Origin of the sequence: Plantibacter auratus, assembly GCF_050587365.1 — a bacterium.
GTDB classification, from domain to species: domain Bacteria; phylum Actinomycetota; class Actinomycetes; order Actinomycetales; family Microbacteriaceae; genus Plantibacter; species Plantibacter auratus.
The window spans coordinates 1,224,209-1,236,953 of the sequence record NZ_JBOBFV010000001.1; the positions used below are offsets into that span (position 1 = coordinate 1,224,209).

The following is a 12,745-nucleotide window of genomic DNA, read 5'->3' on the forward strand; positions in this document are numbered from 1 at the left end:
GCCGGCGCGACCGCACCGCACCCTCCGTCAGCGCGGTGCGCTGGCAGGCGCCCCTCCCGTCGCCAGCGCGGTGCGTCGGCGTGAGCGCGCCCCGCTGTGCCGCATGGGCTCGGAATCGGCGTGAGCGCGACCTAGGCGCGTGGGCGCGGGTCTCTGGAGACCCGCGCTCACGCGCTGGACCCGCGCTCGCGTCAGCGCACCGCGCTGGCACCACCACACACGGCACACCACACGCGGGGTGCATCTGGGGCCGGGCACGACGAAGGCCCCGGATCACTCCGGGGCCTCGTCAGTCGCGTGGGCGACTAGTTGGTGCGGGTGTACTTGTTGTCGTCACCGTACTGGTAGATACCGATGGTCGCCTCGGTCGGGTCACCGTTCTCGTCGAACGTGATCGGACCGGAGTTGCCGTCGTAGTCGATCTTCTTGCCGTCGGCGATGGCCTTCGCACCCTCTTCGAAGGTGGTCACCTTCTCGCCCTTGTCCTTACCACCGGACACGGACTGGAGCTGGGCCGCCATGTCGGCACCCTCGGTCGAACCGGCCTGCAGCGCCGCGAGGGCGAGCAGGATGACGGCGTCGTAGGATTCAGCCGCGTAGCTGTAGTCCTTCAGCGGCTCGCCACCCTCGTCCTTCACGAACGCCTGGAGGCGGTCGGTGAAGTCACCGAGCTTCGCGGTGTCGAGACCGGGCAGCGTGCCCTTGGCGCCCGTCAGGGTGCCCGGAGCGAAGTCCGCGCTGTAGTCGGCGAGGTTGCCGTCGACGAAGTAGAGCTTGTCCGACGGGAAGCCTGCGAGACCGGGGACGATCGTCTTGGTCTCCTCGAACGCGATGATCGCGATCGCGTCGGGGTTCTCCGCCTTGACCGCGCTGATCTGCGCGTCGAACGAGGTGTCACCGGTGTTGTACGACTGCTCGGCGACCACTTCACCGCCGGCGCTCTCGAACGCCTCCTTGGTGAACTTGGCGAGGCCGGTGCCGTACGAGTCGTTCAGGTAGATGATGCCGAGGGTGGCGTTGCCGTCCTCTGCGATCAGGTTCCCGAGGACCTCGCCCTGCAGCACGTCGGACGGCGCCGTCCGCCAGTAGAGACCGTTGTCGTCCCACGTCGTGAAGTCCGCGGAGGTGTTCGCCGGGGAGAACTGGATGACGCCTGCGCCGGTGACTTCGTCGATGAAGAGCTTCGACACACCCGAGGACGCTGCACCGATGATGGCCGTGACACCCTCGGAGAGCAGACGGGGGACCTCGGTCGCGTACGCCTTGTTGTCGGAGTCACCCGAGTCGCCGAGCGTCAGGTCGATCTTGATGCCGAGATCGGCGTCGTTGACCTCCTTGACCGCGAGACCGACACCGGCCTCCTCGGGCGGGCCGAGGAACGCGAGGTTACCGGTCTGCGGCAACGCCGTGCCGAGCTTCAGGGTCAGGTCGCCAGCAGGCTTGCTGCTGCTGCCGCTGTCGCCGCTACCACTTGAGGCGCAACCGCTCAGAACCAGCGCGCTGGCTCCGATCAGTGCAATACCACCGAGAACGATGGAACGTGGGCGGGAGCGAGCGGCCGTGGCCTTCGAAAAGACGCTCATGGTACTCCTTGCTTGTCAGAAGAGTGGCAGCTCCAGGGGCTGCCGTTGAGTCAAGTTATCCGCTGGACGTGCGCTGGACAATGTCGTTGACGTTACAAGCGTGTAACACGACCAAATCGTTACCTCAGGAGGGCCTGTTTCGCGCTTTTCCTGCAGTGGTCGCGCGATCAGCGCTGGAATCCGCTGTTCAGACCCTCATCGAGCGGCGCCGTTAGGCCCCGGCGGCCCGACGACCCCGGGTGGAGGCGACGAGCATGTCGACGGTGAGGATCGCGAGCGCCAGCCACACGAGACCGAAGCCCAACCAGCGCTCCGGCGGCATCGCCTCGTGCAGGACCGCGACACCGACGACGAACTGGATGATCGGTGCGAAGTACTGGATGAAACCCATCCAGGTGAGCGGGAGGCGGCGGGCTGCCGCCGCGAACAGGAGGAGCGGGACGGCGGTGATGACGCCGGCGCCGACGAGCAGCAGTGCGTGCCCGACGCCCGCGGTGCCGATGGTCAGCCCACCGGTCACGCCGACCGCGATGAGCTGGGCGATCGCGACCGGCATCAGCCACACGGTCTCGAGCGTCAATCCGGACACGGCGTCGACCGAGCCGCCCACCAGCTTCTTGATGTAGCCGTAGAGGCCGAACGAGAAGGCCAGGATGAGGGCGATCCACGGGACGCTGCCGTGTCCGATCGCGAGGACCAGGACCGCGATCACGCTCACGACCACCGCAGCCCATTGGGCTGGACGCAGCCGCTCGCGGAGGAAGAAGACGCCGAGGAAGACGGTCACGATCGGGTTGATGAAGTACCCGAGCGACGCCTCGACCACTTGGCCGTTGAGCGCACCGTAGACGTACGTCTGCCAGTTGACGTAGATGAGCGCCCCGGCGAGACCCATCGTCAGGACGATGCGGCGCTGGCGGAGGATGCCGAACAGCCGACGCCAGGAACGGGTCGCCAGAATGAGGACGGCACAGAAGACGAGGGAGAAGAGGATCCGCCACGCCACCACCTCGAAGGCGCCGGCCGGTGCGAGGGCGATGAAGTAGAGCGGGAGCGCTCCCCAGAGGCAGTAGGCGGCGACCGCCGAGAGCAGTCCGGACCGGCTCCCCTGCTGGGGCACGGCGACGCTCGCACGTCGATCCCCTCCCCCGTCGACGGTGACGGGGTGGATGTCGACGTCGGCTGGATCGCTGGGGTTCTGCACTGGTCCAGGCTAGACCCGCGACTCCCCGCGACACCCTCCGGAAACGGACACAGCCCGAACGGCGAATGCCATTCGGGCTGTTGAGCGGCCTGAGCCGCCGGATCCGTGCGCTGGTGACTAGCGGACGACGACTGCGAGGACGTCGCGCGCGGACAGGACGAGGTAGTCCTCACCGGCGTACTTGACCTCGGTGCCACCGTACTTGGAGTAGATCACCTTGTCGCCGACGGCGACGTCGAGCGGGACGCGGTTGCCGTTGTCGTCGATGCGACCGGGTCCGACCGCCACGACCTCGCCCTCCTGGGGCTTCTCCTTGGCGGTGTCGGGGATGACCAGACCGGAAGCGGTGGTCTGCTCTGCCTCGACCTGCTTGATGACGATGCGATCCTCGAGCGGCTTGATGGAGACCGACACGGTTGACCTCTTTCTTGAAACGAAGACGTGGTTAGCACTCACACTGCGAGAGTGCTGATTCCAGTGTAGGCATGTTCTGGCACTCATGCAATGCGAGTGCCAATCAGCGACTGCTACCGTTGCCGGATGCATCCAGCTCCGCCCGAGGCCCGCTGACCATGGACCGTTCGGAACTCGTCGAACTCCTCACGGCCGACGGCCTCAGGCTCCTCGACTCCCTCCCGCCCTACCCGACGAAGGACGAGGCCGTCCGCCTGGTCGGGCGCCTGCGCAAGGAGGGCCACTCCCCCGAGCTGGTCGCGGCGGTCCTCACGCAGTCGCGATTGAGGCAGAAGGCTGTCGGCAAGTTCGGACCGTTCGCCGGCCGCATGCTGTTCACCGAGGCCGGGCTCGAACAGGCCACGCGCCTTCCCGTCGCCGCGCTGCACGCCGGGCGGTTCGCCCGGGCCGGCCTCACGCGCATCGCCGACCTCGGCAGCGGCATCGGCGCCGACTCGATGGCCATGGCCTCGCTCGACCTGGAGGTCACGGCGGTCGACATCGACGAGGTCACCGCGGCCATCGCCAGCTACAACCTCGCTCCGTTCCCCACGGCGACCGTGCGGAACGCCGCCGCCGAGGACGTCTCCCTCGACGACTTCGACGCGGTCTGGTTCGATCCCGCGCGGCGCACCGCAGGACACGCCGACACCGCGCGGCTGTCGAGTGCCGCCGACTACACCCCGTCCCTCGACCTGGTCTTCGGTGCGGCGACCCGCCTTCCCACAGGCGTCAAGCTCGGGCCCGGATTCGACCGCTCCCTCATCCCCGACGACGCCGAGGCGCAGTGGGTGTCGGTCGACGGACAGCTCGTCGAGATGGCGCTCTGGTTCGGCCCGCTGGCCCGTCCGGATGTCCGACGGTCCGCGCTCCTCCTCGCGGACGGCGTCCACCAGAGTTGCACGCCGAGGCCGACGCCGACGACGCCCCGGTGCGGGAGCTCGGCGACTACGTGCACGAACCCGACGGATCCGTGATCCGGGCCCGACTCATCGGCGACCTCGCCATCCGGTTGGAGGCCGGCATGCTCGGCCAGGGTATCGCCTACCTGACCTCCGACACGGCGACGAGCTCGCCGTTCGCCACGACCTTCCGGGTGCTCGAACGGCTGCCGATGGACGAGAAGGTCCTCAAGCGCACGATGCGTGATCGCGGGATCGGTGTCCTCGAGATCAAGAAACGCGGCGTCGACGTCGACCCCGCGGCGTTCCGGAAGCGCCTCGCGCTGAAGGGCGACGGCTCGGCCTCGATCATCCTCACGAGGATCGCCGGCAAACACAGTGCGCTGCTCGTCGAACGGGTGACGCCGGCCGCCGACGCCTGACCCGACGGCGTCCGTCGGGCCGCAGCGCCCCGAGGAGGATCAGGTCGAGACGTACCCGATGATCACGACGACGCTGTAGGCGAGCCAGCCGACCGAGCAGGCGAGGCCGACGAACCCGGTCACGAGGCCGGTGAGGGCGCGACCTCGGCCCCGCGGCTCGCGACGCCTGGCCCCGAACCCGAGCACGATCGCGGCGATCGACAGGGGGAAGCCCCAACCGACGAAGACGGAGACGACGAGCCCGACGACACCGGTGATGAGCGACCAGGTGCTCCGCGAGGTCCCGGTCGACGCGGCAGGGGTCTGCGTCTGCGACTGCTGGTACGCGGCGTAGCCACCCTGGCTCGGTGCCTGGTAGACCGCCGTCGGCACCGTCTGGAGATAGGTCGCGTGATCGCCCTGCCAACCCGCCGGAGGCGCCGAGGGGGACGCCCCCTGCTGGGCAGGGTGCGTCGGCGGCGCGACGGGCGCGTCCGAGCCGCGCTGCCAGTCCGTGGGCGGCGGGGAGGCCTGGCCCTGAGGCTGGTACGGCTGCTGGGGCTGAGGCTGATACGGCTGCTGCTGGGGCTGGGGCTGGGGCTGGGCCTGAGGCTGGTACGGCTGCTGCTGGGCCTGCGGCGCGACGCCGGCCTGCTGAGAGGGCTGTGGCGGCTGGTACGGCGACCAGGGCTGCTGGGCCTGGGGCTGGGGCTGCTGCCCCCACGGCTGCTGCGGCTGCCCGTTCGGCTGCTCGGCCTGCGGCGGGCGTGACTGCCCGTCCGCCGCACCGTCCTGGTGCTGAGGTCGTCCGTCGGGGTGCTCATGCTGATCCATCGCCGCTCCTTCGATCCGTGACCGGGTACCGGCCCATCCTATGCGCCGACGTCCGCGCACCCGGTCGAGGGCAGGACACGGCTGGTCGAGCGGTCAGTGCACCTGGATATCGGTGACCGGCAGGGTCGAGTCGGCGCCGAAATCGAGCGAGGACGGCTCGTGTCCGGCGGAGATGAGCTGCGCGGCGAGCGCGGCGATCATCGCGCCGTTGTCGGTGCACAGCTGCAACGGCGGGATGCGGAGTTCGATCCCGGCCGAGGCGGTGCGTTCGGCGGCCACCTCGCGGAGCCGCGCGTTCGCGATGACGCCACCCCCCAGCAGCAGGCGGGGCACGCCGAGCTCGGTGCACGCCTTGACCGCCTTCGAGACGAGCACGTCGACGACGGCCTCGCGGAAGCTGGCGGCGACGTCCGCGACAGGAACCGGCTCCCCAGCATCCTGCTTCGCCTCGACCCAGCGTGCCACGGCCGTCTTCAAGCCGGAGAAGGAGAAGTCGTAGCGATGCCGCTCCATGTCCTTCGGCAGGCTGAGTCCACGGGGGAACCGGATCGCCTTCGGGTCGCCGCCGACGGCCGCCCGGTCGATCTGCGGCCCGCCCGGGTAGGGCAGACCCAGGATGCGCGCGACCTTGTCGAAGGCCTCGCCCGCCGCGTCGTCGATGGTCTCGCCGAGCAGTTCGACATCCGACACGAGGTCCCGTACGAGGAGCAGCGAGGTGTGCCCACCGGATACGAGCAGGGCGATCGTCGGGTACTCGATCGTCCCGTCTTCGGAGTCGAGGACGTCCGCGCCGACGTGACCGACGAGGTGGTTCACGGCGTACAGCGGTTTGCCGAGGGACACGGCGAGCGCCTTCGCTGCGCCGACGCCGACCATGAGCGCGCCGGACAGGCCGGGGCCACTCGTCACCGCGACCGCGTCGAGGTCGGCCAGGGCGATGCCGGCCTCGGCGAGCGCCGCCGTGAGCGTCGGCTCGAGGGCCTCGAGGTGGGCGCGTGCGGCGACCTCCGGGACGACGCCGCCGTACCGTGCGTGCTCGTCCATGCTCGAGGCGATGGTGTTCGCCAGCAGGTGGTGTCCGCGGACGATGCCGATCCCGGTCTCGTCGCAGCTCGTCTCGATGCCGAGGACGAGCGGTTCTGCACGGTTCACGCGATGCTCCCGGGGTGCTGGTCGGTCTGGTCGAGCGGGGGCTGGCCGTGGGCGGGCATGGGTGGCCTCGGCTGGACCGTGAGTCGCATGACGATGGCGTCGACGTCGTCCGGCTGGTAATAGCCGGGGCGGACGCCGAGTTCCTCGAAGCCGAGACTCCGGTACAGCGCGATCGCCACGGGGTTGTCGGCCCTGACCTCGAGGAACACCTGGGTGACGTCCTGCTGCCGGGCCTGCTCGATGAGCGCCTGCATGAGGAGTCGTCCGAGCCCTCGTCCTCTGGCGCGCCCGGCGACGGCGATGGTCTGGATGTCGGCGTCGTCGGACCGGGACGGTGCGAAGAGCCCGCCGTAACCGGCGAGTGTCGCGTCGTCGGCGTCGACCTCCGTCGCGACGAGGTAGTACCCGTGCGGCGACGACAGTTCGGCGCGCATCATGTCCGCCGACCAGGCGTCGTTCACGAAGACGGTGTGCTCGAGCTCCATGATCGCGTCGAGATCGGCGACACCGGCGCGGCGCAGCGACCAGCTCACGCCGTCACCCGCTTGGCGCCCGCGGACATCGTGACGTCGGGCGAGCGGAGGTACAACGGCTCCTCCCCCGCGAACGCGCCATCGGTGGCGAGGAGTGCTGCGGCGACCTGGCCCAACGCCCCGGCGGGGACGACCAGCGCGTCGAGGCGCGCGGACTCGGAGGTCGGGAGGTTGTCGGGTCTCGCGAGGGCCGGCCCCTGCACGCGGATAGGGAGGCCGGCTGTGTCGAGTCCGGCGTAGCTCGTCCAGTAGCGTTCGCGACGGCGGGCGTCGGTGACGACGAGGAGCGTGGCGCCGGGTGCGGCGGAACCGGAACGGTAGGCGTCGAGCGCGATCGCATCGTGGCTCACCACGGGGTGCACCGGGAGGCCTGCGCCGATCCCGAAGCTGCGAGCCGCGGCGATCCCGATCCGGAGTCCGGTGAACGGCCCAGGGCCCATGCCCGCGACCAGCCCGGTGAGCGCGGCGACCTCGATACCGGCGTTGTCGAGGCATCCGGCGATGAGCGTCCCGATGACCTCGGCGTGCCGCATCGGGTCGTCGGAGGACCGTTCGGCCAACACCTCGCCACCCAGGGTGACGACGGCGACGCTCGAACCCGCGGATGTATCGATCGCCAACAGCACGTCGTCCAGCCTACCCGGCGTCGATGGCGGGGTGCCGCGAGAGCGTGAGGGTCCGGCGCTCGATCGGCTCCTCACCGGCGTCGTCCGTCGCGGGCTCGTCGCCGGCTCCGGTCGGACGCTCGATGACGAGCTCGAACCACGTGGGGACCACGCCGTCGAGCAATCCGGCTCCCCACTCCACGACGACGACGGACCGGGCGAAGTCGATGTCGAGGTCGTCGAGTTCGAGCGCCGAGCCGAGCCGGTAGGCGTCCACGTGGACGAGCGGCGGACCGCCGACGAGGCTCGGGTGCGTCCTGGCGAGCACGAAGGTGGGGCTGGTGACGGGGCCGCGGACGCCGAGTCCCTCGCCGATCCCGCGCGTGAGGGTCGTCTTGCCCGCTCCGAGCGGCCCGGTCAGGACCAGGAGCTGCCCGGCACGCAGTTCTGCGCCGAGCCGGACGCCGTACGCGTGCATCTCTTCGGGCGTCGCCACCTCGACGGTGCCCGGTGTGAGGACGTGATCGGTCATGACCGCTCCCCGGTCGTCCGGACCACGCGCGGCCCGATCCGGGTGACGAGTTCGTAGTTGATGGTGCCGGCGGCCTCCGCCCACTCCTCGACGCGCGGCGCGCCGGACACCGGATCGCCGAAGAGCACGGCGTCGTCACCCACGGCGACCGCGTCGTCACCGACGTCGACGACGAACTGGTCCATCGCGATCCGCCCGCACACCCGGTAGCGGCGTCCGTTGATCACGACCGGACCGGCGTTCGAGGCGCTTCGCGGCACACCGTCGGCGTATCCGAGCGGGATGAGGGCGAGCGTCGTCGGCGTGCTGGTCCGATAGCTGTAGTCGTAGGACACCCCGGCACCCGGTTCGACCCGACGCACGGCGGCGACCGTCGCCCGGAGGGTCATGACGGGCCGGAGGCCGAAGGCGGCGGCCGAGCGGTCGGCGTCCTCGGTGGGTTCGAAGGGCGAGAGACCGTACACGGCGAGTCCGAGGCGGACGGCGTCGTAGCGGAGGGACGGCTCGCCGAGCGCTGCCGCCGACGCGGCGAGGTGCAGACTCCGCGGGGCGAGACCGGCTTCCGTGGCGAGGGCCACACCGCGCTCGAAGCGCACGGCGGCGGCCCGGTCGTCGTCGGTGGAGGTGTTGGAGACGTGCGAGAACAGCCCGTCGACCCGGACGAGCCCGGCGGCCTCGGCGGCTGCGGCGGCTTGGAAGAGCTCCGGCCAGTCGGCTTCGGCCGCGCCGTTCCGACTGAGCCCGGTCTCGAGTTTGAACTGGACGACCGGCACGACGGACGACCGATCCCGAGCGGCCTCGATCACGCGGTCGAGCTGCGCGACCGACGACAGACCGAGGTCGATCCCGGCGTCGAGTGCGGCGCCGAAAGCGGCCTGCGGGCCGTGCAGCCAGGCGAGGATCGGTGCCGTGACACCGGCAGCGCGCAGCGCGACGCCCTCCGTGATGTCGGCGACGCCCAGGCGATCGGCCCCGGCCTCGACCGCCGCGCGGGCGATCGCCTCGGCACCGTGCCCGTAGGCGTCGGCCTTGACGACGACGATGAGTTCACCGACGCCGGTCAGCTCACGCAGACGACGGACGTTGTGGCGCAGGGCGTCGAGGTCGATGATCGCCTCGCGGGTCGGTCGCTCGTCGTGCTCGGACACGGGCGTCATCCCTCCCGCTCCGCGACGACGAACGCGACGGCGACCCCGGCGTCGTGCGTCATGCTCAGGTGCATGCTCGTGATCCCCCGCTCGGCCACGACACCCGCCGTTACGCCGGACAGCGCGAAGTCGGGCTTCCCCTCCGGGCCGTTCACGATCGCCATCTCCTGCCACCGGATACCGTCCGAGGAACCCAGTGCTTTGATGAGCGCCTCCTTGGCGGCGAACCGTCCGGCGAGGGACCGCAGCGGCAGGTCGCGTTCCGACGGGACGAAGAGCCTGGCCAGCAGGTTCGGGGTGCGCGTGATCGCCCGTTCGAACCGTGCGAGGTCGACCAGGTCCACCCCGATGCCGATGATCATCCCTCTACTCTACGGCCGTCCTGCGCGGCCCGGTGGCCCGCTCGACGGGCCACCTCGGACCCAGCGGACCGCCCCTACTCGACCGTGACGGACTTCGCGAGGTTGCGCGGCTGGTCGACGTCGAGGCCCTTCGCCGTCGCGAGCTCCATCGCGAAGATGTGCAGCGGGATGACGGCGAGCAGGGGCTCGAACAGCGGACCGGCGAGCGGGATCGGGATGACCTCGTCGGCCGAGGGCAGGACGGCGGCGTCGCCCTGCTCCGCGATCGCGATGACCCGGGCACCACGTGCGCGGATCTCCTCGATGGTCGAGATGACCTTCGGGTGCAGGATCGCCGAGCCACGTGGGCTCGGGACGACGACGAAGACGGGCTGGCCCGGCTCGATCAGGGCGATCGGGCCGTGCTTGAGCTCGCCACCGGCGAAGCCTTCAGCGTGGATGTACGCGAGCTCCTTGAGCTTCAGCGCACCCTCGAGCGCGATCGGGTACCCGACGTGGCGACCGAGGAAGAGCACCGCGCGGGAGTCGGCCATCCAGTGGGCGAGCTGCGCGATCTTCTCGGAGGCGCCGAGGATGCTGGCGATCTTGTCGGGCACGGCCTGCAGCTCCTCGACCTGCGACGCCAGGAACTGCGGAGTCTGGGTGCCGCGGACCCGCGCGAGGTGCAGCCCGAACAGGTACAGCGCCGTGATCTGAGCGGTGAACGCCTTCGTGGACGCGACCGCGACCTCGGGCCCCGCGTGGGTGTACACCACGGCGTCCGACTCGCGCGCGATCGTGGCGCCCTGGGTGTTGCAGATCGACAGGGTCTTCGCGCCGGACTCGCTCGCGAAACGCACCGCCATGAGCGTGTCCATGGTCTCGCCCGACTGGCTCACCGAGATGACGAGCGTGCGCGCGTCGATGACCGGGTCGCGGTAGCGGAACTCGTGGCTCAGCTCGACGGTGACCGGGATCCCGGCCCAGCGCTCGATCGCGTAGGTGCCGACCGTGCCCGCGTAGGCGGCGGTGCCACACGCGATGATCACGATGCGGTTGATGTCGAGGAAGAGCTCGTCGAGACCGGCGAGTTCGGGGATGACGACCTGGCCACCGTCGACCCGCCCGCGGATCGTGTTCGCGACCGCGTCGGGCTCCTCGCTGATCTCCTTCGCCATGAAGCTCGACCAGCCGCCCTTGTCGGCCGCCGAAGCGTCCCACTGGATCTCGAACGGCTCGGTCACGACGTGGTTGCCGGAGAAGTCGGTGACCGTCACGTCGTCGGGCGTGATGACGACCATCTGGTCCTGGCCGATCGCGACCGCGCGCTGGGTGTACTGCACGAACGCGGCGACGTCCGACCCGAGGAAGTTCTCGCCGTCGCCGAGCCCGATGACGAGCGGCGAGTTCCGACGTGCACCGATGACGACGCCGGGCAGGTCCTGGTGCATGGCGAGCAGCGTGAAGGCGCCGTCCAGGCGAGCGACGACGCGACGGAAGGCTTCGGTGAGGTCGCCGGTGGAACGGTACTCGCGGCCGATCAGCACAGCGGCGATCTCAGTGTCGGTGTCGCTCTCGAAGGTGAAGCCGTCTGCGAGGAGCTCTGCGCGCAACTCGGCGAAGTTCTCGATGATGCCGTTGTGGATGAGCGCGAGGCGTCCTTCGTCACCGAGGTGCGGGTGCGCGTTGCGGTCCGTCGGTCCACCATGGGTCGCCCAACGGGTGTGACCGATACCGGTCGAGCCCGGCGCGATGGGGTTCGCGGCGAGGTCCTCGGTGAGGACGGCCAGCTTCCCGGCGCGCTTCCGCGTGTTCAGCGAACCCGTCGCGTCGAGCACGGCGATCCCGGCGGAGTCGTACCCCCGGTACTCGAGCCGCTTGAGTCCGCCCATGAGGACGTCCACCGTCTTGTCGTTCCCGACGTACCCTACGATTCCACACATGTAGAGCAGCATAATCGGGCGATTTTGCGAGGATCCTGCACCAACCTCGAGGTGCCGGCGCTCAGCCTCGGAGCAGGACGGTCTTGCCGAGATCCACCGGTTCCCGGGCCCTTCCCCTGCCGCGGGTCAGAGCTTGCGGAGCAGCACCGAGGACACCGTGTGATCGGAGTCCTTCCGCAGCACCAGCTTGGCGCGTGAGCGGGTCGGGCGGATGTTGTCGATGAGGTTCGGCTCGTTGATCGAGCGCCAGAACCCACGCGCCTGATCGGCCGCCTCCTCATCGGAGAGCTCGGCGAACACGTTGAAGAAGGAGTTCGGGTTCGAGAACGCGCCCCGCTTGAGCGCCATGAAGCGGTCGACGTACCAGGACTCGATGTCGCGCGTCCGTGCGTCGACGTAGATGCTGAAGTCGAACAGGTCGCTGATCGCGAGTCCGCTCGCCGTCGCAGCCGGCTGCAGCACGTTCAAGCCCTCGACGATCAGGACGTCGGGGCGCCGGACGACGACCTGCGCCGTCGGGATGATGTCGTAACGCAGGTGCGAGTAGAACGGTGCCCGCACCTCGGCGGCACCGCTCTTCACCGCGGTGATGAACCGCAGGAGCGCGCGCCGGTCGTACGACTCGGGGAAGCCCTTGCGATCCATGATGCCGCGCCGCTGGAGCTCCTCGTTCGGGTAGAGGAAGCCATCGGTCGTCACGAGTTCGACGTGCGGGGTGTCCGGCCAGCGCGACAGCAGTTCGCGCAGCAGCCGCGCGATGGTCGACTTGCCCACGGCCACGGAACCCGCCACACCGATCACGAACGGCGTCCGGAGCGCCTGGTCGCCGAGGAACCGGCTCGTCGCTCGCCCGAGGTCCTGGGTGCCCTTCGCGTACAGGCTCAGCAGCCGGCTGAGCGGCACGTAGACCTCCTCGACCTCCCGCATGTCGAGACGGTCGCCGAGGCCACGGATCTGCACGACCTCGGTCTCGCTGAGCGGTGTGGCCGTCTCCGGAGCGAGTCGCGCCCATTCGGCACGGTCGATCTCCACGTAGGGCGTCGGCTGCCCGGAGGCACCGCCCGTCGTCGTCGAAGTCATGCGATCACTCTTCCACAGCTGAGGTGCCGACCCG

At 69.8% G+C, this 12,745-nt stretch carries 12 protein-coding genes and 1 pseudogene; 1 reads left to right on the forward strand and 12 read right to left on the reverse strand.

The window, feature by feature from the left end:
• Positions 1 to 305: 305 nt before the first annotated feature.
• The 3 genes from ACQ3HE_RS05705 to groES all read right to left on the reverse strand — a co-directional run bounded on the left by ACQ3HE_RS05705 (position 306) and on the right by groES (position 3,201).
• On the reverse strand, positions 306 to 1,583 hold the full coding sequence (locus ACQ3HE_RS05705) for an ABC transporter substrate-binding protein (RefSeq protein ID WP_079705276.1): 1,278 nt from the start codon (positions 1,581 to 1,583) through the stop codon (positions 306 to 308).
• Between the two features lie 211 nt (positions 1,584 to 1,794).
• Entirely contained in the window at positions 1,795 to 2,703 is a 909-nt protein-coding gene (rarD, locus tag ACQ3HE_RS05710) for an EamA family transporter RarD (RefSeq protein WP_430891924.1), read from the reverse strand.
• A 201-nt stretch (positions 2,704 to 2,904) separates the two neighbouring features.
• A complete protein-coding gene (gene groES, locus ACQ3HE_RS05715) occupies positions 2,905 to 3,201 on the reverse strand; it encodes a co-chaperone GroES (protein WP_056008047.1) in 297 nt (98 codons plus the stop codon).
• A 158-nt stretch (positions 3,202 to 3,359) separates the two neighbouring features.
• Between groES and ACQ3HE_RS05720 the strand changes: the two are divergent.
• Positions 3,360 to 4,564: pseudogene (locus ACQ3HE_RS05720) on the forward strand (class I SAM-dependent methyltransferase).
• A 39-nt stretch (positions 4,565 to 4,603) separates the two neighbouring features.
• On the opposite strand, the gene ACQ3HE_RS05725 reads toward ACQ3HE_RS05720, so the two are convergent.
• The 9 genes from ACQ3HE_RS05725 to coaA all read right to left on the reverse strand — a co-directional run bounded on the left by ACQ3HE_RS05725 (position 4,604) and on the right by coaA (position 12,711).
• Positions 4,604 to 5,377, reverse strand: coding sequence for a DUF4190 domain-containing protein (locus ACQ3HE_RS05725; RefSeq protein WP_430891656.1), 774 nt, complete (start codon positions 5,375 to 5,377; stop codon positions 4,604 to 4,606).
• Between the two features lie 93 nt (positions 5,378 to 5,470).
• The gene (tsaD, locus tag ACQ3HE_RS05730) at positions 5,471 to 6,529 is read right to left on the reverse strand and encodes a tRNA (adenosine(37)-N6)-threonylcarbamoyltransferase complex transferase subunit TsaD (RefSeq protein WP_430891657.1); all 1,059 of its coding nucleotides are present in this window, start codon (positions 6,527 to 6,529) and stop codon (positions 5,471 to 5,473) included.
• A complete protein-coding gene (gene rimI, locus ACQ3HE_RS05735; protein ID WP_430891658.1) occupies positions 6,526 to 7,062 on the reverse strand; it encodes a ribosomal protein S18-alanine N-acetyltransferase in 537 nt (178 codons plus the stop codon). The genes tsaD and rimI overlap by 4 nt, the downstream gene beginning before the upstream one ends.
• Positions 7,059 to 7,688, reverse strand: a complete 630-nt coding sequence (gene tsaB, locus ACQ3HE_RS05740) for a tRNA (adenosine(37)-N6)-threonylcarbamoyltransferase complex dimerization subunit type 1 TsaB (protein ID WP_430891660.1) — start codon at positions 7,686 to 7,688, stop codon at positions 7,059 to 7,061. The genes rimI and tsaB overlap by 4 nt, the downstream gene beginning before the upstream one ends.
• A 10-nt stretch (positions 7,689 to 7,698) precedes the next feature.
• A complete protein-coding gene (gene tsaE / locus ACQ3HE_RS05745; protein WP_274499530.1) occupies positions 7,699 to 8,199 on the reverse strand; it encodes a tRNA (adenosine(37)-N6)-threonylcarbamoyltransferase complex ATPase subunit type 1 TsaE in 501 nt (166 codons plus the stop codon).
• A complete protein-coding gene (gene alr, locus ACQ3HE_RS05750) occupies positions 8,196 to 9,347 on the reverse strand; it encodes an alanine racemase (RefSeq protein ID WP_430891662.1) in 1,152 nt (383 codons plus the stop codon). The genes tsaE and alr overlap by 4 nt, the downstream gene beginning before the upstream one ends.
• Positions 9,348 to 9,352: 5 nt before the next feature.
• Entirely contained in the window at positions 9,353 to 9,709 is a 357-nt protein-coding gene (locus tag ACQ3HE_RS05755) for a holo-ACP synthase (protein WP_159877967.1), read from the reverse strand.
• A 74-nt stretch (positions 9,710 to 9,783) separates the two neighbouring features.
• Positions 9,784 to 11,631 (reverse strand): glutamine--fructose-6-phosphate transaminase (isomerizing), encoded by a 1,848-nt coding sequence (gene glmS / locus ACQ3HE_RS05760; protein ID WP_430891664.1) that lies wholly within the window; start codon positions 11,629 to 11,631, stop codon positions 9,784 to 9,786.
• Positions 11,632 to 11,757: 126 nt separating this feature from the next.
• Positions 11,758 to 12,711, reverse strand: coding sequence for a type I pantothenate kinase (gene coaA / locus ACQ3HE_RS05765; protein WP_064296681.1), 954 nt, complete (start codon positions 12,709 to 12,711; stop codon positions 11,758 to 11,760).
• Positions 12,712 to 12,745: the final 34 nt, after the last annotated feature.

What these genes read in the sequence shown, in the direction of transcription:
- ACQ3HE_RS05725 (WP_430891656.1), bottom strand. Translation starts at nt 5,377, where the DNA reads ATGGATCAGCATGAGCACCCCGACGGACGACCTCAGCACCAGGACGGT.
- glmS (WP_430891664.1), bottom strand. Translation starts at nt 11,631, where the DNA reads ATGTGTGGAATCGTAGGGTACGTCGGGAACGACAAGACGGTGGACGTC.
- tsaE (WP_274499530.1), bottom strand. Translation starts at nt 8,199, where the DNA reads ATGACCGATCACGTCCTCACACCGGGCACCGTCGAGGTGGCGACGCCC.
- ACQ3HE_RS05755 (WP_159877967.1), bottom strand. Translation starts at nt 9,709, where the DNA reads ATGATCATCGGCATCGGGGTGGACCTGGTCGACCTCGCACGGTTCGAA.
- coaA (WP_064296681.1), bottom strand. Translation starts at nt 12,711, where the DNA reads ATGACTTCGACGACGACGGGCGGTGCCTCCGGGCAGCCGACGCCCTAC.
- ACQ3HE_RS05705 (WP_079705276.1), bottom strand. Translation starts at nt 1,583, where the DNA reads ATGAGCGTCTTTTCGAAGGCCACGGCCGCTCGCTCCCGCCCACGTTCC.